The organism is Paracoccus sp. (in: a-proteobacteria), from assembly GCF_047605025.1.
In the GTDB taxonomy this organism is placed as follows: Bacteria; Pseudomonadota; Alphaproteobacteria; order Rhodobacterales; family Rhodobacteraceae; genus Paracoccus.
The window spans coordinates 31,822-54,137 of the sequence record NZ_JASGGO010000010.1 but is presented as its reverse complement, the minus strand read 5'-3'; the positions used below and the strand labels follow the sequence as shown (position 1 = coordinate 54,137).

The 22,316-nt window shown below is 66.1% G+C and carries 20 protein-coding genes and 1 pseudogene; 13 read left to right on the top strand and 8 right to left on the bottom strand.

Going from position 1 to position 22,316, the window contains the following annotated elements; genetic code table 11:
- Positions 1 to 8 precede the first annotated feature (8 nt).
- The 3 genes from QM682_RS07705 to QM682_RS07695 form a co-directional block, all read right to left on the bottom strand.
- Positions 9 to 818: a GNAT family N-acetyltransferase gene (locus QM682_RS07705; protein WP_415128421.1), complete on the bottom strand. Its 810-nt coding sequence runs from the start codon at positions 816 to 818 to the stop codon at positions 9 to 11.
- Positions 818 to 2,989, bottom strand: coding sequence for a phosphoribosylformylglycinamidine synthase subunit PurL (gene purL, locus QM682_RS07700; protein ID WP_415128419.1), 2,172 nt, complete (start codon positions 2,987 to 2,989; stop codon positions 818 to 820). The genes QM682_RS07705 and purL overlap by 1 nt, the downstream gene beginning before the upstream one ends.
- A 394-nt stretch (positions 2,990 to 3,383) precedes the next feature.
- A complete protein-coding gene (locus QM682_RS07695) occupies positions 3,384 to 4,292 on the bottom strand; it encodes a LysR family transcriptional regulator (protein WP_415128417.1) in 909 nt (302 codons plus the stop codon).
- A gap of 556 nt (positions 4,293 to 4,848) precedes the next feature.
- On the opposite strand from QM682_RS07695, the gene QM682_RS07690 reads away from it, so the two are divergent.
- From QM682_RS07690 to QM682_RS07660, 7 genes are all read left to right on the top strand, one after another.
- Entirely contained in the window at positions 4,849 to 5,673 is an 825-nt protein-coding gene (locus QM682_RS07690) for a glutamate racemase (RefSeq protein ID WP_415128415.1), read from the top strand.
- Positions 5,674 to 5,691: 18 nt separating this feature from the next.
- The gene (gene ccmE / locus QM682_RS07685) at positions 5,692 to 6,132 is read left to right on the top strand and encodes a cytochrome c maturation protein CcmE (RefSeq protein ID WP_415128413.1); all 441 of its coding nucleotides are present in this window, start codon (positions 5,692 to 5,694) and stop codon (positions 6,130 to 6,132) included.
- A 76-nt stretch (positions 6,133 to 6,208) separates the two neighbouring features.
- Complete coding sequence (locus QM682_RS07680) at positions 6,209 to 6,820, top strand: holin-associated N-acetylmuramidase (protein ID WP_415128411.1); 612 nt, start codon at positions 6,209 to 6,211, stop codon at positions 6,818 to 6,820.
- A complete protein-coding gene (locus tag QM682_RS07675; RefSeq protein WP_415128409.1) occupies positions 6,811 to 7,347 on the top strand; it encodes a holin family protein in 537 nt (178 codons plus the stop codon). Before QM682_RS07680 ends, QM682_RS07675 begins: the two co-directional genes overlap by 10 nt.
- A 96-nt stretch (positions 7,348 to 7,443) precedes the next feature.
- Complete coding sequence (locus QM682_RS07670) at positions 7,444 to 9,405, top strand: heme lyase CcmF/NrfE family subunit (protein ID WP_415128407.1); 1,962 nt, start codon at positions 7,444 to 7,446, stop codon at positions 9,403 to 9,405.
- A gap of 7 nt (positions 9,406 to 9,412) precedes the next feature.
- On the top strand, positions 9,413 to 9,865 hold the full coding sequence (locus QM682_RS07665) for a cytochrome c-type biogenesis protein (RefSeq protein ID WP_415128405.1): 453 nt from the start codon (positions 9,413 to 9,415) through the stop codon (positions 9,863 to 9,865).
- Positions 9,866 to 9,927: 62 nt separating this feature from the next.
- On the top strand, positions 9,928 to 10,692 hold the full coding sequence (locus QM682_RS07660; protein ID WP_415128403.1) for an enoyl-CoA hydratase-related protein: 765 nt from the start codon (positions 9,928 to 9,930) through the stop codon (positions 10,690 to 10,692).
- On the opposite strand, the gene QM682_RS07655 is transcribed toward QM682_RS07660, so the two are convergent.
- From QM682_RS07655 to QM682_RS07645, 3 genes are all read right to left on the bottom strand, one after another.
- A complete protein-coding gene (locus QM682_RS07655; RefSeq protein WP_415128401.1) occupies positions 10,689 to 11,378 on the bottom strand; it encodes an NUDIX hydrolase in 690 nt (229 codons plus the stop codon). The genes QM682_RS07660 and QM682_RS07655 overlap by 4 nt on opposite strands.
- Complete coding sequence (locus tag QM682_RS07650) at positions 11,375 to 11,794, bottom strand: DUF983 domain-containing protein (RefSeq protein WP_415128399.1); 420 nt, start codon at positions 11,792 to 11,794, stop codon at positions 11,375 to 11,377. Before QM682_RS07650 ends, QM682_RS07655 begins: the two co-directional genes overlap by 4 nt.
- 80 nt (positions 11,795 to 11,874) lie before the next feature.
- On the bottom strand, positions 11,875 to 13,263 hold the full coding sequence (locus tag QM682_RS07645) for a diguanylate cyclase (protein WP_415128397.1): 1,389 nt from the start codon (positions 13,261 to 13,263) through the stop codon (positions 11,875 to 11,877).
- Positions 13,264 to 14,140: 877 nt separating this feature from the next.
- Here QM682_RS07645 and gph point away from each other — a divergent pair.
- The 4 genes from gph to QM682_RS07625 all read left to right on the top strand — a co-directional run bounded on the left by gph (position 14,141) and on the right by QM682_RS07625 (position 18,111).
- Positions 14,141 to 14,824: a phosphoglycolate phosphatase gene (gph, locus tag QM682_RS07640; RefSeq protein ID WP_415128395.1), complete on the top strand. Its 684-nt coding sequence runs from the start codon at positions 14,141 to 14,143 to the stop codon at positions 14,822 to 14,824.
- 78 nt (positions 14,825 to 14,902) lie between these two features.
- Positions 14,903 to 15,331, top strand: a complete 429-nt coding sequence (locus QM682_RS07635) for a TIGR01244 family sulfur transferase (protein WP_415128393.1) — start codon at positions 14,903 to 14,905, stop codon at positions 15,329 to 15,331.
- A 234-nt stretch (positions 15,332 to 15,565) separates the two neighbouring features.
- A complete protein-coding gene (typA, locus tag QM682_RS07630) occupies positions 15,566 to 17,386 on the top strand; it encodes a translational GTPase TypA (protein ID WP_415128391.1) in 1,821 nt (606 codons plus the stop codon).
- Between the two features lie 98 nt (positions 17,387 to 17,484).
- Complete coding sequence (locus tag QM682_RS07625) at positions 17,485 to 18,111, top strand: hypothetical protein (RefSeq protein WP_415128389.1); 627 nt, start codon at positions 17,485 to 17,487, stop codon at positions 18,109 to 18,111.
- 8 nt (positions 18,112 to 18,119) lie between these two features.
- On the opposite strand, the pseudogene QM682_RS07620 reads toward QM682_RS07625, so the two are convergent.
- Together QM682_RS07620 and QM682_RS07615 are read right to left on the bottom strand one after the other, a co-directional pair.
- Positions 18,120 to 18,303 (bottom strand): annotated as a pseudogene (locus QM682_RS07620) (hypothetical protein); the annotation flags it as partial.
- 108 nt (positions 18,304 to 18,411) lie between these two features.
- Positions 18,412 to 19,824: a class II 3-deoxy-7-phosphoheptulonate synthase gene (locus tag QM682_RS07615; RefSeq protein WP_415128387.1), complete on the bottom strand. Its 1,413-nt coding sequence runs from the start codon at positions 19,822 to 19,824 to the stop codon at positions 18,412 to 18,414.
- A gap of 118 nt (positions 19,825 to 19,942) precedes the next feature.
- On the opposite strand from QM682_RS07615, the gene QM682_RS07610 reads away from it, so the two are divergent.
- Positions 19,943 to 20,971, top strand: coding sequence for a GlxA family transcriptional regulator (locus QM682_RS07610; RefSeq protein WP_415128385.1), 1,029 nt, complete (start codon positions 19,943 to 19,945; stop codon positions 20,969 to 20,971).
- Between the two features lie 134 nt (positions 20,972 to 21,105).
- Positions 21,106 to 22,290, top strand: a complete 1,185-nt coding sequence (locus QM682_RS07605; RefSeq protein WP_415128383.1) for an ABC transporter substrate-binding protein — start codon at positions 21,106 to 21,108, stop codon at positions 22,288 to 22,290.
- Positions 22,291 to 22,316: the final 26 nt, after the last annotated feature.

The following is a 22,316-nucleotide window of genomic DNA, read 5'->3' as shown; positions in this document are numbered from 1 at the left end:
GGCCGGGCCTAGGGCGCGGCAAAGGCCCGCGCGTGCCGGATGGTGCTGCCTTGGGGCAGGGCCGGACCGCAGGCCATCAGATGCGGACCGGCATGGGGCGAGGCCAGATCCACAGGCGTGAAGCCGAAGCGGGTATAATAGGCCGGATCGCCCAGCACGATAATGCTATGGCCGGGGAATGCGTCCAGCGCCGCCCGGACCAGCGCCGCACCTATGCCGCGCCGCCTTACCGCTGGATGGACAGCGACCGGAGCCAGTGCCAGCGCCGGACCAGCGGCCTGAATGCCCGACAGCGCGACATGACCGACGATGCAGCCCGCCGCATCCGCCACCAGCGACAGGGCCAGATCACCGTCGAGGCGCAGGCGCCGGACCAGCGCCGCCTCATCCTCGCCGCCAAAGGCGCGGGTCAGCAGGGCATGGATCGCGGCGTGATCCTGGGGATGTTCGAGGCGCAGCCGGGGCAGGGCCTCGGTCCGGCGGTAATCGCGCCGCATTTCATGGCTGTCCTTGCCCCAGCGGCTGGCGGCGGTGCGGTTTTGATGCCGGGTGAAAGCCTCGGCATCGGCGAAAAGCTCATCGAGTTGCCAAAGCAGCGGGTCTTCCTGCTGGTGCAGGTCAAAGCGCAGATTGCCCGGCTCGGCCCGGCTTTGCGCCACATGTTCGGGCAACAGGTCCAGCGCCAGCAGCATCTGGTCCATGTCCCGGCAGGTCAGCGTGCCGGTCAGCGCGACCAGAGGCCGGGCCAGCAGGATCTCTGCCCCTGCCGCGATCCGGGCGGGGGCGGCGTGATGCCCGCCGCAGGCGCAGCCAGCCATCAGGCGATTTCCAGCTTCAGCGTCCTTTCGAAGCTGCCCCGGTAAAGCGCCGAAAGCTCGGCCAAGGGGACCGTATCGCCGCCCAGGCTGACCCGGTCGCCGCCGAAGCGGCCTACGACCGCCAGCGGCACGCCCGCCGTCTTCGCCGCATGGGCCAGTGCTTCGGCATTGGCCGGGGTGGCGGCGACCAGGTAGCGGGCCTGATCCTCGCCGAAAAGCTGGGCGATCAGGGCGCTGTCCAGGGCAAAGCCAAGCCCCGCGGCCTCGGCCAGTTCGAAAGCCGCCAGCGCCAGCCCGCCATCCGAAAGATCGGTCGCCGCCGAAACCAGCTTGCCCTGCGCGCGCAGGAATTCGCCATGCCGACGCTCGACCGCCAGATCGACATGCGGCGCGTCGCCGGCCTCGATCCCGAACGCCTCGGCCGCCAGCGCCGACTGGCCCAGATGGCCCGCCGTCTCGCCGATGACCAGCGCCAGATCGCCCTCGCCGGGCAGGCCCGCGATCAGGTCGCCCAGGTCGGCGATCAGGCCGACGCCGCCGATGGTCGGGGTGGGCAGGATGCCCTTGCCGTCGGTTTCATTGTAAAGCGACACGTTCCCCGAGACGATGGGAAAGTCCAGCGCCGCGCAAGCCTCGCCGATGCCTTTGATCGCGCCCACGAACTGGCCCATGATCTCGGGCTTTTCCGGGTTGCCGAAATTCAGGTTGTCGGTGGTGGCCAGCGGCAGCGCGCCGCAGGCGGAAAGGTTGCGATACGCCTCGGCCACGGCCTGCTTGCCGCCCTCATAGGGGTTGGCCTTGACATAGCGCGGCGTCACGTCGCTGGTGAAGGCCAGGGCCTTGGCGGTGCCATGCACGCGCACCACGCCGGCACCCAGGCCGGGGCGGCGCACGGTGTCCGCGCCGACCTGGGTGTCGTATTGCTCCCACACCCAAGCCTTATGCGCGTAAGAGGGCGCGCCGATCAGCGCCTTGAGCGCCGCGATGGGCTGGATCGCGGGCAGGGCGGGCATCGGTGCCGCCGCCGGCGTCGGGACCCAGGGGCGATCATATTCCGGCGCGCTGGAGGACAATTTCGACAGCGGCAGATCGGCTTTCACCTCATTGCCATGCACGATCAGGAAACGATCCTCGGCGAGGGTCTCGCCGACGATGGCGAAATCCAGATCCCATTTCTGAAAAATCGCCCGCGCCTCGGTCTCTTTCTCGGGCTTCAGCACCATCAGCATCCGCTCCTGGGATTCCGACAGCATCATCTCATAGGCGGTCATGTTGGTTTCCCGCTGGGGCACGGCGTCCAGGACCAGCTTGATGCCCAGACCGCCCTTGTCGCCCATTTCCACGGCCGAGCAGGTCAGGCCGGCCGCGCCCATGTCCTGGATCGAGATCACGCTGTCGGTCGTCATCAGTTCAAGACAGGCTTCCAGCAGGCATTTTTCGGTGAAGGGGTCGCCGACCTGAACGGTGGGGCGCTTTTCCTCGATGGTGTCGTCGAATTCGGCGCTGGCCATGGTGGCGCCGCCGACGCCGTCGCGGCCGGTCTTGGCGCCCAGATAGACCACCGGCATCCCCACGCCCGAGGCGGCGGAATAGAAAATCCTGTCGGCGTCCGCCAGACCGGCGGCAAAGGCGTTCACCAGGCAATTGCCGTCATAGCTGGCATGGAAACGCACCTCGCCGCCCACGTTCGGCACGCCGAAGGCATTGCCATAGGCGCCGATCCCCTCGACCACGCCCTTGACCAGATGCGCGGTCTTGGGGTGATCCGGTCGGCCGAAGGACAGCGAATCCATGGCGGCGATGGGCCGCGCGCCCATGGTGAAGACATCGCGCAGGATGCCGCCCACGCCGGTCGCGGCGCCCTGATGCGGTTCGATATAGCTGGGGTGGTTGTGGCTTTCCATCTTGAAGACCACGGCCTGGCCGTCGCCGATGTCCACGACGCCCGCATTCTCGCCCGGACCGCAGATCACCTGCGGGCCGGTGGTGGGCAGGGTGCGCAGCCATTTCTTCGAGGATTTATAAGAGCAATGCTCGTTCCACATGGCCGAGAAAATGCCCAGTTCGGTAAAGCTCGGCACGCGGCCGATGATGTCCAGGATGCGCTGGTATTCGTCGGGCTTGAGGCCATGCGACGCAATCAATTCCTCGGTGATCTGCGGTTCGTTCATGCTTGGCACCCTTTTCCCCAGTTTCCGGCCTTTTAAGCGGCGCGCGCCGGTTAGGAAAGAGCTTGCGCACCCTCTGACGCCGCCCCATGCGTCTTTGCCGTTTTGCAAATCCCCATGCAGGGGCACCCTTGCGCGTGGGGCCGGTTGGCAGGGCCAAAAATCGCAAAAAAAGCCGGGCATAAAGCCCGGCCTAAGTCCAACAGGGAGGTTGAAAGTGATGAGAGTTTCCTCAGACCATCTCCTTCACAGCCCGAGATATGTGCAGCCTGAAAACTATTCAAGCCAGAATTGTCCGCGCCAGGACATGGCCGCTATGCGGTCCGCGAATGGCTGACACAGCATCCTTGCGCAGGCATGCTTTCGGTATCGGTATCGGTATCGGTATCGGGGCGGCTCAGGCCTGGCCGTCGATCTCGATCTGCTGCTTTCTGATCGACTGGATCTCTTCCAGCACGAAGTCGCGAAAGGCGCCGACGCGCCGCGAGGTGCGCAATTCTTCGGGGAAGGCCAGAAAGACCGGAACCTCACCGGATTCGATCTCGGGCAGAACGCGGGTCAGGTTCGGGAAATCCGCCGTCAGGTAGTCGGGCAGAACGCCGATGCCGACATGGTTCAGCACGGCCTGCAAGACGCCGAAATAATTGTTCACCATCAGCATCGAGGTCATGTTCTGCGCCAACAGGCTTTGCACCAGCACCGCGCCGGAACTGACCTGCGGCGTGTCGGGGCTTTGGCAGATCAGGCGATGGGTGGCGATATTCTCGATCGAGGCGGGGGTGCCGGCCTTCGCCAGATATTCCGGCGTCGCGTAAAGCCGCATGCGGATGTTCAGAAGGCGGCGGCGGATCAGGTCCTGCTGGTTAGGCTCTTTCATGCGGATGGCGACATCGGCCTCACGCATGGGCAGGTCCAGGACGCGCTCCTCCAGCATCAGCTTGATCTTCAGATCCGGGTAGCGTTCGTAAAGCTTGGCCAGGCGCGGCACCAGCCACATGGTGCCGAAGCCGGTCGTGGTCGTCACCTTCAATTCGCCGAAGACATGTTCCTCGCTGTCGCGGATGCGCGCGGCGGTCGTGTCGAGCTTGCGCACCATGGCCGAGGTCGCCTCGAACAGCAATTCGCCCTGCTCGGTCAGGATCAGCCCGCGCGCATGGCGGTGAAAAAGCGTGGTGCCCAGCGAATCCTCAAGCGCGCGGATCTGGCGGCTGACGGCGGATTGAGACAGGTGCAGCACATCGCCCGCATGAGTCAGCGACCCCGCATCCGCGACGGCGTGGAATATTCTTAGCTTGTCCCAGTCCATGAAAGTGCTTTCTTGCCCTATCAGCCATGCATTTTTTGCAACCCTACGGGAAAAACTTCAACGGCGCAAACGGTCACAAACGCGTAGAAAACGCTATCTGGGTCAGTTTCATTGACCTATGCCATCTGTATGCCATTCAGCAAGTCTAGAAGAGCCCGACGAGCGTGCAGGATTTCTCGCCGCCGGACCAGTTCTATCGCCAGGCGACACGTTTTGTTGAACGGCGCGCAGGCGCTGGTGTGGTCAAGGCCGATGCAGGGTCGGCACGGGCAGAATGCCTTCCCGCCCTCGTCGTGCTGGCATCCGCCGGTCCGTGCGAAAATATTTCGAAACAATCTTAGTAACTGAATGTAACAGCATATTAATTATATAAACTTTATCCTCATGCATGGCCATGTTTCGTCAGGGCCAGGGCGGCGTCCCGGACGGCAACGCTTCTGAATGCCTTCCGCAAAAGGGGCCGCGCGCCTTTGGGCCAAGCCCGCCGAATGACATAAATCATGGCATTCCGCCGCCGCGCGGCCTAATAAGGCGCGTCGCGAGCAGGAGGCTAGTCATGGCGGTGGGCGTATTCGATTCGGGTCTGGGCGGGCTGACGGTGCTGGGCGCCGTTGCCGCGCGCATGCCGGATTTGCCGCTGGTCTATCTGGGCGACAACAAGCACACGCCCTATGGCACGCGCGATGCCGAGGACATCTTCAACCTGACCTGCGCCGGCGTCGAGCGGCTTTGGGCCGAGGGCTGCGACCTGGTGATCCTGGCCTGCAACACCGCCTCGGCCGCCGCGCTGAAGCGGATGCAGGAGAGATGGCTTCCCAAGGACAAGCGCGTGCTGGGGGTGTTCGTCCCGATGATCGAGGCGCTGACCGAGCGCCGCTGGGGCGATAACTCCCCCCCGCGCGAGGTCGCGGTGAAGCATGTCGCGCTGTTCGCCACCCCCGCCACCGTGGCAAGCCGCGCCTTCCAGCGCGAACTCGCCTTCCGCGCCATCGGCGTCGATGTCGAGGCCCAGCCCTGCGGCGGCGTCGTCGATGCCATCGAGATGGGCGACGAGATCCTGGCCGAGGCGCTGGTCAGCAGCCATGTCGAGGCGTTGCTGCGCCGCATGCCCCATCCCGAGGCGGCGATCCTGGGCTGCACGCATTATCCTCTGGTCCAGGCGGCGTTCCAAAAGGCCCTGGGCGAGCGGGTGCGGGTCTATTCCCAGCCGCAACTGGTCGCCGAAAGCCTTGAGGATTATCTGAAGCGCCATCCCGAATTCGTCGGCGCGGGCAGGGTCTCGCGCTTCCTGACCACCGGCGACGCCACCCGCGTCTCGGGCAAGGCCACGCAGTTCATGCGCCAGCCGATCCGCTTTGAAAGTGCCTTCGAGACAGCCTAAGATTTACGGCGTAGCGAAATGAAATCGCTTAAGAAAAAGCGGAGAATTCAGGTTCTTCTGGCTGCCGGTGTCGCGCTGGTCCTGGCGGTGGGACTGATCGGCTATGGCTTTCGCGACGGCATCAATCTTTACCGCTCTCCCAGTCAGATGGCCGAGAACCCGCCCGCGCCGGGCGAGGTCTTTCGCCTGGGCGGGCTGGTTCAGGCGGGAAGCTTGCGGCGGGGCGCGGGCGAGGCGGTCAGTTTTCGCGTGACCGATGGCGGCGCCTCGATCCCCGTCCGCTTCACCGGGGTCCTGCCCGATCTTTTCGCCGAGGGACAGGGCATGATCGCCACCGGAAAGATGCAGGGCGAAAGCTTCGTCGCCTCGGAAATCCTGGCCAAGCATGACGAGAATTACATGCCGCGCGAGGTCATCGACACGCTCAAGCAGCAAGGCATCTATGAGCCTCCCTCCTGATGCAACGCGCGATGGGTTAACGAAGGGTTAACCGCCGGACCTCAGCCTTGTGCCTGTTTCAATGCATGGGGCTGGTATGAAGACGGTGGAACAGATCGCGGCGGAGATCGTCGCGCGTGAGGGCGGCTATGTGAACGACCCCGACGATCCGGGCGGGGCGACGAATTTCGGGGTCACGCTGGGAACGCTGCAACGGCTGGGGATCGACAAGACCGGCGACGGGCGGGTCGATATGCGCGACGTGAAGGCGCTGAGCCGCGAGGATGCGCAGCGCATCTATGTCGAGAGTTATTTCAGGAAGCCGCGGCTGGCGGAGCTGCCCGAGACGATCCAGGCTTCGGTTTTCGACATGTATGTCAACGCCGGCGCCAATGCGGTCAAGATCCTGCAAAGGCTGGTGACGCGCATGGGCTTTGCCGCGACCGATGACGGGGTTCTGGGACCGCGCACGATCCTGGCCGCAAGACAGGCCGACGCGGCGGCGCCGGGCTATTTCGCCGACGCCTATGGCATCGCGCGGCGGAATTACTACTACGCCCTTGCCGATGCGCGGCCCGCCAGCCGCAAATATGCCCGCAGCCAGTCGGGCGGCAAGGGCGGCTGGATCACCCGCGCCGAGGAGTTCATCTCGGCCCGCTATCACCTGACACTGGCCGAGCACCGGGCAAGGGTCGCGTCATGGGGATGATGGATCGTTTCCTTGGCAGCAGCGCCGCCGTCACCTCGGTCGCCAATGCCGCGACGGGCGTGGCCGAGGTCTTTCGCGAGAATGCCACGCGCAAGCTGGAACTGGAAGAGGAAGCCTATGCCCGCGCGATCAGCCAGCTTTCGGGCGAGTTCGCGGCCCAGCCGCGCGGCTGGTTCGACGGGCTGATGAACGGACTGAACCGGATGCCGCGCCCCTTGCTGACGCTGGGAACGGTGGGGCTTTTCGTCTATGCCATGGCCGAGCCGGTGGGGTTCGGGCTGCGGATGCAGAACCTGAACCTGATCCCGGAGCCGCTCTGGTGGCTTCTGGGCGCGATCATCAGCTTTTATTTCGGCGCGCGCGAGGCGCATTATTTCCGCGCCCGTCCCCGGATCGACATCCGCCAGCCGCTTTCCGGGCAGGTAGAGACCGCCGGGACGCAGGTGCCCAAGGGCGACGGCTTCACCGACAACGCCGCGCTGTGTGACTGGGCCGATGCGATGGCCGCGCGGGACGCGGCGCCCTAGCGGTGAGACAAACCAAGGCAAGATCGGCGGAAGGGGGGGCTGGCGAGCCTCTCTTTCGCCCGCTATCCTTCCGGCCAGCCATTCGGGAGATAGCCCATGAATGCCGAGATCGGCCATTTCACTCTGATCCTCGCCCTTGCCGTGGCGCTGTTTCAGATGATCGTGCCGATGCTGGGCGCCGCCAAGGGCTGGAGCGGCTGGATCGACAGTGCCCGACCCGCCGCCATCGCCCAATTCGGGCTGATCGCCATTTCCTTCGCCGCGCTGACCATCGCCTTCGTGCAGTCCGATTTCTCGGTCCGACTGGTCTATGAGAATTCGCACACGGCCAAGCCATTGATCTACAAAATTTCTGGCGTCTGGGGCAATCACGAGGGCTCGATGCTGCTTTGGGTGCTGATCCTGGCGCTGTTCGGCGCTGCGGGGGCCACCTTCGATGCGAACCTGCCGCCCCGGCTGCGGGCGCGGGTTCTGTCGGTCCAGGGCGCGATCGGCGCGGCCTTCCTGGGCTTCATCCTGCTGACCTCGAACCCGTTCCTGCGGATCGAGGCGCCGCCCTTTGACGGGCGCGACCTGAACCCGCTTTTGCAAGACCCCGGCCTGGCCTTTCACCCGCCCTTTCTTTACCTGGGCTATGTCGGGCTTTCGATGGCCTTCAGCTTCGCCGTCGCCGCGCTGATCGAGGGGCGGGTCGATGCCGCCTGGGCGCGCTGGGTCCGGCCCTGGACGCTGGCCGCCTGGATGTTTCTGACCATCGGCATCGCGCTGGGTTCCTGGTGGGCCTATTACGAGCTGGGCTGGGGCGGCTTCTGGTTCTGGGATCCGGTGGAAAACGCCAGCTTCATGCCCTGGCTGATCGCCGCCGCGCTGCTGCATTCCGCCATCGTCGTGGAAAAGCGCGAGGCGCTGAAAAGCTGGACCATCCTGCTGGCGATCCTGGCCTTCGGCTTCTCGCTGATCGGGACGTTCATCGTGCGCTCGGGGGTGATCACCTCGGTCCACAGCTTTGCCAGCGATCCGCAGCGCGGCGTCTTCATCCTGGCGATCCTGGGCGTCTTCGTCGGCGGCGCGCTGACGCTTTACGCCTTCCGCGCGGGCGCGATGCAGGCCAAGGGCGTCTTTGCCCCCGTCTCGCGCGAGGGGGCGCTGGTGCTGAACAACATCCTGCTGGCGGTCTCGGCCTTCGTGGTCTTCATCGGCACGGTCTGGCCGCTGGTCGCGGAAATGGCCTGGGGGCGCAAGCTTTCGGTCGGGGCGCCGTTCTTCGAGCAGGCGTTCACGCCCTTCATGATCGCGCTGGCGCTGGCGCTGCCTTTCGGCGCGATCCTGCCCTGGAAGCGCGCGACGCTGGGGCGGGCGCTGGCGCCGCTGCGTGCGGCGCTGGTCTTTGCCGGCGCGGTGATGGCGCTGGTCTTCGCGGTCTCGACCGGGCATTCGGCGCTGGCGGTGATCGGCGCGGGGCTGGGAAGCTGGCTGGTCGCGGGTTCGGCCGTCGATCTGTGGCTGCGGACGGGGCATTCGGGCCTTGCGCGCCTGCGGCGGCTGCCGCGTGCCGATTGGGGCAGGGCGGTCGCCCATGCGGGACTGGGCGTCACCTTCATCGGCGTCGGCCTGCTGATGGCCTGGCAGGTCGAGGATATCCGCGTGGCCCGCATCGGCGACAGCTTCGATGTCGCGGGCTATCGTATCACCCTGGAAAAGGTCGAGGAGCGTCCCGGCCCGAATTACGACGCGACCGTCGCCACCATGCGTGTCGCGCGGGACGGGCGGCAGGTCGCGGTGCTTCATCCCGAAAAGCGGCTTTATCCCGTCCAGGGCATGCCCACGACCGAGGCGGCGATTCAGAACGGGCTGTTCCGCGACCTGTATCTGGTGATCGGCGATCCGCAGCAGGCCGGCGGCTGGGCGGTGCGCAGCTATGTCAAACCCTTCGCAAGCTGGATCTGGCTGGGCTGCGGGCTGATGGCGCTGGGGGGGCTGATCAGCCTTTCGGATCGGCGCTATCGCGTGGCGGCGGGGGCGCGGCGGGCGGCACCCCTGGCCCAGCCGGCCGAGTGATCCCGCGATGCGCGCGCTGATCCTTTGCCTGATCCTGCTGGCCGCGCCGGCTTTCGCCGTGCAGCCCGACGAGATCCTGCCCGACCCGGCGCTTGAGGCGCGGGCGCGCGAGGTCTCGAAGCAGTTGCGCTGCCCGGTCTGCCAGGGCGAGACGATCGACGAATCCAATGCGCCGATCAGCCGCGACCTGCGGCTTTACCTGCGCGAACGGCTGGTGGCGGGCGACAGCGACCGGCAGGCGCTGGACGCCGTGGCCGCGCGCTTCGGCGAATTCGTGCTGTTTCAACCGCCCGCGCGGGGGGCGAACTGGCTGCTTTATCTGGCCGGTCCGGCGATGGCGGTTCTGGGCCTGCTGATCGGCTGGCGATTCCTGCGCGCGCGGGGCCGCGCCGCGCCCCGGCCCGAGACGCCGCTGGACCCCGAGGAACGCGCTCGTCTGGACCAGATCATGCGCGACTGACGCGAGATCGCGCTTTCCTCTGGGGCATGCCGACGGCAGGATGGCCGCGAAAGGGGGCGAACATGCAGACCATAACGATCAGCCACGAGGCGGGCGTCACCCGCCTGGCGCTGAACCGCCCTGAGGTGATGAACGCGCTTGACCGCCGGATGCGGGCCGAGATCACCCAGGCGCTGACCAGCCTGCCCCCGGAAACCCGCTGCGTGGTGCTGACGGGCACCGGGCGGGCCTTCTGCTCGGGTCAGGATCTGGGGGATGCGGGCGCGGGCCTGGATGTCGAGCGCATCCTGCGCGAGGAATATGAGCCGATGCTGGCCGCGATCCGCTCGGCGCCCGTGCCTGTGATCGCGGCGGTCAACGGTGTCGCGGCGGGGGCGGGGGCGAACCTGGCTTTGGCCGCCGATCTGGTGATCGCGGCCGAGGGGGCAAGCTTTATCCAGGCATTCGCCCGGATCGGCCTGATCCCCGATGCCGGCGGCACCTTCATCATTCCGCGCGCCGTGGGCCAGGCCCGCGCCATGGGGATGATGCTGCTTGCCGAGCCGGTCAGCGCCCGCCAAGCCGCCGATTGGGGCCTGATCTGGGAGGCGGTGCCCGATGCCGAATTCCCCGCCCATGTCGCCCGTCGCGCCGCAGCCCTGGCCCAGGGGCCGACGCTGGCCTATCTGGCGATCCGCGAGGCGGTCCAGGACTCGGCCGGGAATGACATGCAGGGCCAGCTGGCGCTTGAGGCGCGGCTTCAGGGCCGCATGGCCAAGACGCGGGATTTCGCCGAAGGCGTCGCGGCCTTCCTGGAAAAGCGCCCGGCCGGGTTCCGGGGCCGCTAGGCGATCCGGGCGAAGCGGGGCTGCACGCCGCGGTTGTCGAAAAAGGGCACCGAATCGGGGAACGTGATCGGGCCGGGACGGCGGGCCAGCGCCGCGACCTCGGCCAGCACGACCTCGGTGATGAAGGGCAGGTCCAGCGCCCGCGCCTGGGTCAGCGGCACCCAGTGCAGGTGGGAAAGCTCGTCGCAGGCGGTGCCGAAATCATCGCGGTCGCCATGGATGCGCCGCGCGTCCAGAAGCAGGAAGCGCGCATCGAAGCGGCGCGGACGGCCCGGCGGCGTGATCGCGCGGAAAATATAGGTCAGCCCGCCCGGATCGGGGGTAAGGCCCGCGCGGGCGTAATGGTCCCAGGCATCGGGCGCGGGGCCGGGACTGCCGACCAGAAGCCCGGTCTCTTCGGCCAGTTCGCGCAGGGCGGCGGCCAGAATGGCCTCGGGGGACAGCACCACGCCGGGGCGCGGCTCGGCGGCAAGGCGGGCGCGCAACCGCGCATCCAGCGGCGTGGCAAAGCGCACCCCGGCATCTGCGGCATCGACCGCGCCCCCCGGAAAGACGTATTTCGAGGGCATGAAGGCCGCGCCCGCGCCACGCTGGCCCATCAGGACGGCCGGCCCCTCGGCGCGGTCGCGGTCCAGCACGATGATCGTCGCGGCATCGCGGATGGGCGCGTCCTGGGGGGCGGTCATGCGTTTCCTTCCGGTCGCGGCTCGGGGGTGAGGGGAGTGCCGCCGAAGCCATGCATCCGCCGTGCCCATTGGAAGCCCACGAAGGCGCCCTTGATCAGCGGCAACAGCGACAGCGACAGCACCACCGTGCCCAGCCCGAAGCTCCATAGCAGCACCGCCGGCGACGGGCGATACGCCATATAGACCGCCAGCAGCAGCGGTCCCACCAGATGCGAGACCAGCAGGATCGTCAGATAGGCCGGACCATCATCGGCGCGCTGATGGGACAGATCCTCGTGGCAATGCGGGCATTCGGCGCGAATGGTCAGATAGCCCAGAAACAGCGGGCCTTCGCCGCAGGCCGGGCAGCGCCGCCGCGCCCCGCGCAGCATGGCTACCTTGACCGGACGCTCATCCGGGGAAGGGGAATGGGGCATCGGCTCGTCCTCCTGCGCAGGAATCTAGGGCAGGGCGGGGTGAAAGGAAAGTCCGCGATCCCACGCCGGCACCGGGATTTTCAGGCCGCGAAGGTCGAGGGCGCCATGACGATGCGGTTGCGCCCCGAGGATTTCGCCGTCAGCAGCGCCCGGTCGGCGCGCGCCAGCAGCAGTTCGGCATCCAGCCCAGCCTCGTCGTCCGCGCCCCAGGTGATGGCCATGCCGACCGAGATCGTCACGATCAGGCTGTCGCGCAGGCAATCGGGCGGCAGGGCGACGGGGGCTTCCATGATGCCCAGCCGGATCTCCTCGGCCACGAGACGGGCCTGGCGGGCAGGGCAGTCGGGGATGGCGGCCAGGAACTCCTCGCCGCCGATCCGGGCCAGCAGCGCGTCCTCGGGCAGGCCCGCGCCCAGGCGGGCGGCGATGGCGACCAGCACCGCATCCCCCGCCGCATGGCCATGGATGTCGTTCACCTGCTTGAAGCGGTCCAGATCCAGCACCATCACCGCCAGCGGCCTGGCCGCGTCGGCCGCGTCCGCGAACATCTCGGCAAGGCGCGGCATGGCGTAGCGGCGATTGTGCAGCCCGGTCAGCGGATCGGTCATCGCCAGCGCCACGCTGCGCTGCGTCTCGGCGCGGCGGCGGTCGGCCTCGCGCTTGCGGGCAAGCTGGGTCTCAAGCCGGATCGCGGCCTCGGCGGCGGCGGCGGGCAGGCCCAGATCGGCGGGCAGCACGTCGCCCGCGCCCAGGTCCAGCGCAATGGCGGTCAGATCGGCGCGTTCCGGGCGCAGCATGACGACGAAGCCCGCATCCCGCGACAAGGGCCGCGAGCGCAGCTCTGAAAGCAGCCGCAGCCCGTCGCCATGCTGATGGATGTCGGCGGCCAGAAGGTAAAGATCGGGCACCCGGCCGCGCGCGGCCTCGGTCAGGGCCTTCTCGGGATCGCTGACCGAGATCGCGAAGTTCAGCCGCCCCTGCAAGGCATGCCGCCAGGACAGCGCCGAGGCGGGCTGATCGGCGATGAAGACCGCGCGCGGCCGGTCGTCGCGCAGAAATCCCGCCCCATCCTCGGCCAGCCCCATGTTCTGGTCCATCTGCGGGTCCAGCCGCATCAACCCCCGGATGCGCGCCAGAAGCGTCAGGTCGTCGCCCGTCGCCTCGATCAGCGCCGAGGCCCCCGCGCGCAGCGCGGCGATCCGGTCGCCGCCCTGGGCCTGGATCAGCACCGGCAGGTCGCCGCCCCCCGGGCCTTCCCGCAAGGCCGCGCAAAGCTCGGGGCCGGACATGTCGGGCAGGTTCGCCCCGATCAGCACGATCTGGGGCTGGACGATCTGCGCCAGCCGCAGCGCCTCGGCCCCCGAGGCGGCGGCGGACACGTCATAACAGGCCGAGGCCAGCCGCACCTTGATGGTGATCCGGTTCGTCGGCACCCCGTCCACGACCAGAATGCGCCCTGCCATATTCATCGCTTACACCCTTCATACACCCGCATCCTTGCGTGGATTGGTTAAGAAAGCGTTAAGGCGGCCGAATTCGATGACCGGGCTTGCGGTTTCCTTAGACCGGATGCGCGAAGAAGGCGGATCCCGAGGTCGGCATCACGGGAAACTTCCATAGATAATTTGAAATCAATGGATTGTCCTGAAATTTCGCCAATAAGACAGACAGTGATCACATATGGAACGAACAAAAACAGGGGCTTGAACGGGAAATATTTCATTGCTCGTGATCATTTCTCCAGCAACATTCATTGCCACCAAGTCAAAATGTCACGGGGCCAGCCATTTAGGCCAGCCATTTGGAAATGTCACCCTGGGGCAGGGCGGTCGTGCCGGGCGACAAGCCGGCCCCGGCCCGCTCTCCATCCAGGCCGGCGGCAATGAAAAGGGCCGGGACAAGCTTGCTATTGCGCAGCAAATACATCCCTGATGCGGCCAGATGCAATCGCGCTTCAAAGCCTTTCGACCGCCCGGCACGTCGAATTTGTCGGTTCGCGACAGGGTGAATTCAATATGAAATGCGACAGCGGGCGCTGACGCAGCATGATCCGGACGGGCGGAGACATCCGCCATCGCAGCCCGGCTGGATCATGCGGGACGCGGGAGCGGACATGTCAGTTTGCCCCGCATAGCAGACGTTACGCTCATGCGTTGATCTCTGCCAACTGCGCGCCGAAGATCTCGGCCGGTGTGTGGAAGCCAAGACATTTGCGCGGCGTTTTCCACATCTAATTGCTCAATAACCATAGTTATGTAAACAAACTTCCATCCCACGCGGATACCCCATGGCGCTTGCCGCGAAAACCCGGCACCTTTGCTTTGCCGCAAGCAAATGGAAAGCCCGATGAACACCTGCCTCGCGCCTTGTCCCGTCGTCTTCGACCTGGATGGCACGCTGATCGACAGCGCGCCCGATATTCATGCGGCGGCGAATGCCGTATTGCGGCTTCACGGCGCGCGGCCGCTGACCTTGGACCAGATCCGCAGCTTTGTCGGCGGCGGCGTCGATGTGCTGTGGCACCGGATCGAGCATGCGGCCGGCTTGCCCGCTGAGATGCATCGCGACCTGCTGGCCTCGTTCATGACGCGCTATCACGACGCCAGTTCGCTGACGCGGCTTTATCCGAACGTGATCGAAATGCTGGGCCAGCTTGCCGATCGCGGCCATCCGCTGGGCATCTGCACCAACAAGCCGATGGTTCCGACCCTTGCGATCCTGGATCATTTCGGCATCGCGGGAATCTTCCAGGCGGTGATCGCCGGTGATTCGCTGCCGCAGAAAAAGCCCGACCCCGAACCCCTGCGCGCGACCTTCGCGGCGCTTGGCGCGCATCCTCAGCGGCCCAGCGGCCTTTTTGTCGGCGACAGCGAATTCGACGCGCAATGCGCCCGGAACGCGCGGGTGCCGTTCCTGATCTTTACCAAGGGCTACCGGAACACGCCGCTGGAGCAGATGACCTTCGCCGAAAGCTTCGACGATCACGCCCGGCTTCCCGCGCTGGTCGAGGCGCGGCGGCTGGCCGATTGAGCGCGCTTGACAGCGGCCGCAAAGCAAGGGATCGGTCGCGCCCAGATGTTTGACCCGACGGAACCGAAGGAGCCCCGGATGGACCTGCGCCAGATCACCCCAGAACTTTCCGTCTCGCCCCAGATCCAGCCGCATGATCTGGCCGCGCTTGCCGCCGAGGGCTATCGCGTGGTCATCAACAACCGCCCCGATGCCGAGGTCTCCGCGCAGGAAGACAGCGCCGCCATGCGCATCGCGGCCGAGGCCGCCGGGATGGACTATCGGGAAATCCCCTTCGTGCCGGGCCATGTCACGCTTGATATGATCGAAGCCCAGGCCGAGGCGCTGGCCCTGCCCGGCCGCAAGATCGCCTATTGCCGCTCGGGCAACCGTTCGACCGTGCTTTGGGCGCTCAGCCGCGCGGGGCTTGAACCGACCGAGCAATTGCTGCGGATCGCCGCGGATGCGGGCTATGACCTTTCCGGCATCCGCCCGATGATCGAAAAACTTGCGCGTTCTCGGGGCTAAGCGCCGGAACTTGCGAAGGCTTTGCCGTGTTGGCTCGGTCAGCCGGGCCCGCTCCGGCCCCAGCCCAAAGGAAGCTTGCGCATGAATTCGCTCATCTATCTTGTCGGTCTGGTCGTGGTCGTGCTGTTTATCCTTAGTCTTCTGGGCTTGCGCTAGCCTTTCAAGATTGATGCTGGCCTTTCGGTCCCTCCTGCGCTAGGGGGGCCGCAACTTAATTCAAAGGCCAGCCTCCCTATGGACATCCGCAATATTGCGATCATCGCCCACGTCGACCACGGCAAGACGACGCTTGTCGACCAGCTTCTGAAACAGTCGGGGGCCTTCCGCGAGAACCAGGCCGTGGCGGAACGCGCCATGGACAGCAACGATATCGAGCGCGAGCGCGGCATCACCATCCTGGCCAAGGCCACCTCGGTCGAATGGAAAGGCACCCGGATCAATATCGTGGACACCCCCGGCCACGCCGATTTCGGCGGCGAGGTCGAGCGTATCCTGTCCATGGTCGATGGCGTCTGCCTGCTGGTCGATGCGGCCGAAGGCCCGATGCCGCAGACGAAGTTCGTGACATCCAAGGCGCTGGCGCTGGGGCTGCGCCCCATCGTGGTGCTGAACAAGGTGGACAAGCCCGCCGCCGAGCCGGACCGGGCGCTGGACGAGGTGTTCGACCTGTTCGCCAACCTTGGCGCTTCGGACGAGCAGCTTGATTTCCCGCATGTTTACGCCTCGGGCATCGGCGGCTGGGCCGATGAGGACCTGGACGGGCCGCGCAAGGACATGTCGGCGCTTTTCGATCTGGTTCTGTCCCATGTCGAGCAACCCAAGCAGGTCGCCCGCCAGGACGAACCCTTCCAGATGCTGGCGACCACCCTGGGCGCCGACCCCTTCATCGGCCGCATCCTGACCGGCCGGGTCGAGGCAGGCCGCGCGAAGGCCGGCGACACGGTCAAGGCGCTGTCGCGCGATGGTGAGCGGATCGAGCAGTTCCGCATCTCGAAGGTGCTGGCCTTTCGCGGCCTGACCCAGGCCCCCATCGACGAGGCCGTGGCCGGCGATATCGTCAGCCTGGCCGGCATGGCCAAGGCCACCGTCGCCGACACCATCGCCGCGCTGGATGTGGAAACCGCCCTGCCCGCCCAGCCCATCGACCCGCCGACCATCAGCGTCACCTTCGGCATCAATGACAGCCCGCTGGCCGGCCGCGACGGCAACAAGGTCCAGTCCCGCGTCATCCGCGAGCGCCTGATGAAAGAGGCCGAGACCAATGTGGCCATCAAGGTCGAGGACACGCCCGGCGGCGACGCCTTCGTGGTCTCGGGCCGGGGCGAATTGCAGATGGGCGTGCTGATCGAGAACATGCGCCGCGAAGGGTTCGAACTGTCGATCTCGCGCCCGCGCGTGATTTTTCAGGACATCGACGGCCTGCGCCATGAGCCGATCGAGGAAGCCATCATCGACGTGGATGACGAATATACCGGCGCCGTGATAGACAAGCTGACCGGGCACCGCAAGGGCGATCTGGTCGAGATGAAGCCCGCCGGCCATGGCAAGACGCGCATCGTCGCGCATGTCCCCTCGCGCGGGTTGATCGGTTATCAGGGCGAGTTCATGACCGACACGCGCGGCAACGGCGTGTTGAACCGCATCTTCCATAGCTGGGCGCCCTATAAGGGTCCGATCCAGGGCCGCCGCCAGGGCGTGCTGATCAGCATGGAGGACGGGGGCTCGGTGGCCTATGCGCTGTGGAACCTGGAAGAGCGCGGCAAGATGTTCATCGGCGCGCAGGAGCAGGTCTATCAGGGCATGATCATCGGCGAGCATTCGCGCGACAACGACCTGGAAGTGAACCCGCTGAAGGGCAAGAAGCTGACCAACGTTCGCGCCTCGGGCACGGACGAGGCCGTGCGCCTGACGCCCCCGGTGCGTATGTCGCTGGAAGAGGCCATCGCCTATATCGACGACGACGAACTGGTCGAGGTCACGCCCAAGCATATCCGTCTGCGCAAGCGTTATCTCGACCCGCACGAGCGCAAGCGCCAGTCCCGCAACGAGGGCTGACGCGGCACGGCGCCGATACTTCCCATCAGGCTGAATTTCACCGTTCCGTGAGCGCGGAATCGTGCTAAATTCAACCTGTTGATAAACAGAGGCGTATCATGCCAATCCGGGGTAATCTGTATCAGTCTCTGATTTCGGCAGCCAAGGCGCATCTGGTCGACAGCGGCGTGCTTCCCGGCACCTTGGATGAGTTGGCCCAATTGGCGGGAGCGCCCGCCGAGGACGTTCGGCAAAGCTTCGCCTCGATGGCCGAGGTTCGGGACGGGTTGATCTATGATGGCGTGGTGCTTCTGAACGATGCGCTGCGCCAGGCCATCATTCAATCCGACCCCGACAGCCCCGAGGCGCAGTTGCGCGCGCTCGCGCGCAGCTATGGCGATTGGGCGCAGGAAAACAGGCCGCTGTTCCGGCTGCTGATCGACGCCCTGGCCGAAGATGTCGCCCCGGAGAGCGCCGTCTATCGCTTCACCCTGTCGATTCGGGGGGTGTTCGAGCGCAAGCTTCAAGAGATGAAGACCCTCGGCATTCTGGCACCCGAGACCGATCTGGAGCGCATCATTCTGGTGCTGCATTGCCTGATCCGGGGCGCGAATCTGGTCTTTGCCGGGCGCGGCACCGACCCCTGGACCAAGGGCGACCTGCGCAGCAACGGCAATCTGGCCGAGGCGATATTCGACGAATTCATGAACGGCCTGATCGCGGCGCACGGCCCGCGCAAGCCCTAGCTGTTCAGTCCCGGCGTCGGATGGATTCGTAGCGGCAAACCAATCGCGTCGACAGCCCGCGCAGCCTGGTCGACAGCCCGCCGCGCGAACGACCGATGGGCATTGCTTGCCATCCGCAGGATCGCCTCGACAAACAGCCGGTTGTCGAGGCCGCTTCGGCCCGGTGTCCCGACCCGGAGGATACCCCTCGATCCGCTCTCATTGCGCGTCTGTCGGCGTTCGTCTGCTCAAGGTCGTCTCCTTCAACGACCTTGAGCCGGAATTCCTCAGAAAACGGAACCCTCTGAACGCAGGCAGGCCCTAGACCGCCTTTTGCTGCCGCGCGACGCCGACGCGGCGGTTGCGCAGTTCCTCGGCGACCAGGAAGGCCAGTTCCAGGGACTGGCTGGCATTCAGGCGAGGATCGCAGGCGGTATGATAGCGGTCGGACAGATCCTCGTCCGTTACCGCGCGCACGCCGCCAGTGCATTCGGTCACATCCCTGCCGGTCATCTCGAAATGCACGCCGCCGGGGATGGTGCCTTCGGCGCGGTGGACGGCGAAGAATTCGCGCACCTCGCGCAGGATCGAATCGAAGGGCCGGGTCTTGTAGCCAGTCGAGGATTTGATGACGTTGCCGTGCATCGGGTCGCAGGACCACACGACATTCGCGCCCTCGGCCTGCACGGTCTGGATCAGGCGCGGCAGGTTATCGCCGACCTTGCCGGCGCCGAAGCGGGCGATCAGGGTCAGGCGTCCGGCTTCGTTTTCCGGGTTCAGCCTGGCCATCAGCACCTTCAGGTCCTCTGCGGTCGTGGTCGGGCCGCATTTCAACCCGATCGGGTTCTGCACGCCCCGGCAGAATTCGACATGCGCGCCATCGGGCTGGCGGGTGCGGTCGCCGATCCAGATCATATGGCCCGAGCCGGCGACGGGCAGGCCCGTGGTCGAATCGATCCGCGCCAGGGCTTCTTCGTATTCCAGCAGCAACGCCTCGTGGCTGGTATAGAACTCCACCGCCGCCAGTTCATGCGCCGTGTCCGAGGTCACGCCCGCCGCCGCCATGAAGGCCATGGCGTCGCTGATGCGGTCGGCGATGTCGCGATAGCGCGCGGCCTCGTCGCCGCCGGTGAAATCGCTGATCCAGCTTTGCACCCGGTGGATGTCGGCATAGCCCCCGGTCGAGAAGGCGCGCAGCAGGTTCAGCGAGGCCGCGGCCTGGGTATAGGCCGAAAGCATGCGCTGCGGATCGGGAATGCGCGCCTCGGGGGTGAAGTCGAAGCCGTTGATGATGTCGCCCTTGTAGCTGGGCAGTTCCACGCCGCCGACGATCTCGGTCGCGGCCGAACGGGGCTTGGCGAACTGACCCGCGACGCGGCCGACCTTGACCACGGGAAGCTGCGCCCCCCAGGTCAGCACCACAGCCATTTGCAGCATGACCTTGAACGTGTCGCGGATGTTGTCGGCAGAGAATTCAGCGAAGCTTTCCGCGCAATCGCCGCCTTGCAGCAGGAAGGCGCGGCCCTGGGCGACCTCGGCCAGGTGCTGCTTCAGCCGCCGCGCCTCGCCGGCGAAGACCAGGGGCGGATATTTGGCAAGCTGCGCCTCGACCTGGGCAAGCGCCCGTGCATCGGGATAATCCGGCATCTGGATCCGCGGAAAGGCGCGCCAGCTCTGCTTGTCCCATGCGGCGGCGGCGCCCTGGGTTGCGGAAGCTGCTTTTTGCTGTGCCATATCCTGTCCTCCTGGCAATTGGTGCCCGAGCCTATACGGCCATAACGCGGCAAGGAAAAGCCTTGCGCGTCATGGAAGGGACTGATGATCTGCCATTGATTCGCAAAGCCCGTCCGCCATGTCCTATCCCCTGCCCCCATTGCCTGCTTCATCCCCCTTCCCGTCTCCCGTCCCGGCCGAGCCGGCGCCGGAGCGTCCCCGGCGCTATGTTTTCCTGTTGCTCGACCGCTTCACGCTGATCTCTTTCGCGGCCGCGATCGAGCCGCTGCGGCTGGCGAACCGGATCGCGGCGCGCGCGCTTTACGACTGGCGGCTGGTGGGCGAGGACGGGGCGCAGGCGCATTGCTCGAACGGGACGCGGCTGGCGCTGGATTCGGGCCTGGCCGAAACCGGGCGCGACGACACCATCATCGTCTGCGGCGGTGTCGATCCGGCCCGCGCGGCCACGCGCAACATCCAGTCCTGGCTGCGCCGCGAGGCACGCCGCGCAGCCCGCATCGGCGCGCTTTGCACCGGCTCCTGGGTGCTGGCGCGGACTGGACTTTTGGACGGGCGGCGCGCGACCATCCACTGGGAAAACCAGGATGGCTTTCAAGAGGAGTTCCCGCAGATCACGCTGATCCGCACCGTCTTCGTCGAGGATGGCAACCGTCTGACCGCCGCCGGGGGCACCGCCGCCATCGACCTGATGCTGCGCCAGATCGCGCGCGACCATGGCGAGGAACTGGCCAGCCGCGTGGCCGAGCAGATGATCCATACCTCGGTGCGCTCGTCCGAGGACAATCAGCGGTTCTCGGTTCCCAGCCGCGTCGGCGCGCGCCACCCCCGCCTGGCCCAGGTCGTGGCCCGGATGGAGGCCAATATCGAAGAACCGATCAGCCCCGCGCGCCTGGCCGCCGATGCCGGCATGTCGCCGCGCCAGCTAGAGCGGCTGTTCCAGCGCTATCTGGGCCGCAGCCCCAAGCGCCATTACATGGAATTGCGGCTGGAACGCGCGCGCAACCTGCTTTTGCAGACCGAGATGAGCGTGATAGAGGTGGCGCTGGCCTCGGGGTTTTCCAGCGCGGCGCATTTCTCGAAATGCTATCGGCTGCAATTCGGCGCAACGCCGCTGCGCCAGCGCGGTGCCGCAACGTCAATCAGGTGACCCGGCGTCCCGGCTGGATTTTGCCGTCGATTTGCATGGTTTTGTCGGCGTTCCGCCGGGTCAGCGCACTTTTCTTTTGAAAGCACCGCTTATAGCCTGCCAGACAGGACAGAGTTCCACCAGGGAGACTGAAAATGAAGAAGCTTCTTCTGGCCAGCGTGGCCGGTGCCATGTTCGCGGGCGCCGCCGGCGCCGAAGAGATCAAGATGGGCATCTCGCTGGGGCTGACCGGCCCATTGGAATCGATCGCCCCGAATATCCAGAAGGGCGCCGAAATGGCGATGAAGGAGGTCAGCGACAGCGGCAAGCTGCTGGACGGCTCGACCGTGGCCCCGGTCGTGGCCGACAGCACCTGCGTCGATGCGGCGGCGGCCGTCGCGGCGGTCGAGCGGCTTGTGACCTCGGAAGGCGTCAAGGGCATCGTCGGCGGCATGTGTTCGGGCGAAACCATCGCATCGCTGGAAAAGGTGGGCGTGCCGAACGGTGTGGTGATGATCTCGCCCTCGGCCACCTCGCCCGCGCTTTCGACCATCGACGACAAGGGCTTCTTCTTCCGCACCTCGCCCTCGGACGCGCGCCAGGGCGAAGTGATGGCCGATATCGTGCTGGAGCATGGCGTGAAATCGGTGGCCGTCACCTATACGAACAACGATTACGGCAAGGGCTTGGCCGACAGTTTCGTGAATGCCTACAAGGCAAAGGGCGGCAGTGTCACCATCGTCGCCGCGCATGACGACGGCAAGGCGGATTACTCGGCCGAGGTCGCCGCGCTGGCCGCCGCCGGGGGCGATGCGCTGGTCGTGGCGGGCTATGCCGACCAGGGTGGCTCGGGCATCATCCAGGGCGCGCTGGACACGGGCGCATTCGAGACTTTCGTGCTGCCCGACGGCATGGTGAACGTCGTCCTGGCCGAGAAGTTCGGCACCCAGCTTGAAACCTCGTTCGGGCAGAACCCCTCGGCCGAGGGCGAAGGCCACGACAAATACGCCGAACTGGCGAAAGCCGCCGGCTTCGACGGCACCTCGGCCTATTCGGGCGAAGCCTATGACGCCGCGTCCCTGATGCTTCTGGCGATGCAGGCGGCCAAGACCTCGGATCCCAAGGTCTATAAGGACAAGATTCTGGATGTCGCCAACGCGCCGGGCGAAAAGATCTATCCGGGCGATCTGGCCAAGGGTCTGGAACTGTTGGCCGAGGGCAAGGACATCGACTATGTCGGCGCCACCTCGGTCGAACTGGTCGAGCCGGGCGAAAGCGCGGGCGTCTATCGCGAGGTCGATTTCAAGGGCGGCAAGCTGAACGTCGTCGGTTTCCGCTGAACCCCGAAAGCCCGGAGAAATCCGGG

Excerpts from the sequence above, each read along its gene's own strand:
- purL (WP_415128419.1), bottom strand. The coding sequence starts at position 2,989 with ATGAACGAACCGCAGATCACCGAGGAATTGATTGCGTCGCATGGCCTC.
- QM682_RS07690 (WP_415128415.1), top strand. The coding sequence starts at position 4,849 with ATGGCGGTGGGCGTATTCGATTCGGGTCTGGGCGGGCTGACGGTGCTG.
- QM682_RS07695 (WP_415128417.1), bottom strand. The coding sequence starts at position 4,292 with ATGGACTGGGACAAGCTAAGAATATTCCACGCCGTCGCGGATGCGGGG.
- ccmE (WP_415128413.1), top strand. The coding sequence starts at position 5,692 with ATGAAATCGCTTAAGAAAAAGCGGAGAATTCAGGTTCTTCTGGCTGCC.
- QM682_RS07625 (WP_415128389.1), top strand. The coding sequence starts at position 17,485 with ATGCCAATCCGGGGTAATCTGTATCAGTCTCTGATTTCGGCAGCCAAG.
- QM682_RS07665 (WP_415128405.1), top strand. The coding sequence starts at position 9,413 with ATGCGCGCGCTGATCCTTTGCCTGATCCTGCTGGCCGCGCCGGCTTTC.
- QM682_RS07655 (WP_415128401.1), bottom strand. The coding sequence starts at position 11,378 with ATGACCGCCCCCCAGGACGCGCCCATCCGCGATGCCGCGACGATCATC.
- QM682_RS07610 (WP_415128385.1), top strand. The coding sequence starts at position 19,943 with ATGTCCTATCCCCTGCCCCCATTGCCTGCTTCATCCCCCTTCCCGTCT.
- gph (WP_415128395.1), top strand. The coding sequence starts at position 14,141 with ATGAACACCTGCCTCGCGCCTTGTCCCGTCGTCTTCGACCTGGATGGC.
- QM682_RS07705 (WP_415128421.1), bottom strand. The coding sequence starts at position 818 with ATGGCTGGCTGCGCCTGCGGCGGGCATCACGCCGCCCCCGCCCGGATC.
- QM682_RS07675 (WP_415128409.1), top strand. The coding sequence starts at position 6,811 with ATGGGGATGATGGATCGTTTCCTTGGCAGCAGCGCCGCCGTCACCTCG.
- QM682_RS07650 (WP_415128399.1), bottom strand. The coding sequence starts at position 11,794 with ATGCCCCATTCCCCTTCCCCGGATGAGCGTCCGGTCAAGGTAGCCATG.
- typA (WP_415128391.1), top strand. The coding sequence starts at position 15,566 with ATGGACATCCGCAATATTGCGATCATCGCCCACGTCGACCACGGCAAG.
- QM682_RS07645 (WP_415128397.1), bottom strand. The coding sequence starts at position 13,263 with ATGAATATGGCAGGGCGCATTCTGGTCGTGGACGGGGTGCCGACGAAC.
- QM682_RS07605 (WP_415128383.1), top strand. The coding sequence starts at position 21,106 with ATGAAGAAGCTTCTTCTGGCCAGCGTGGCCGGTGCCATGTTCGCGGGC.
- QM682_RS07680 (WP_415128411.1), top strand. The coding sequence starts at position 6,209 with ATGAAGACGGTGGAACAGATCGCGGCGGAGATCGTCGCGCGTGAGGGC.
- QM682_RS07635 (WP_415128393.1), top strand. The coding sequence starts at position 14,903 with ATGGACCTGCGCCAGATCACCCCAGAACTTTCCGTCTCGCCCCAGATC.
- QM682_RS07670 (WP_415128407.1), top strand. The coding sequence starts at position 7,444 with ATGAATGCCGAGATCGGCCATTTCACTCTGATCCTCGCCCTTGCCGTG.
- QM682_RS07660 (WP_415128403.1), top strand. The coding sequence starts at position 9,928 with ATGCAGACCATAACGATCAGCCACGAGGCGGGCGTCACCCGCCTGGCG.
- QM682_RS07615 (WP_415128387.1), bottom strand. The coding sequence starts at position 19,824 with ATGGCACAGCAAAAAGCAGCTTCCGCAACCCAGGGCGCCGCCGCCGCA.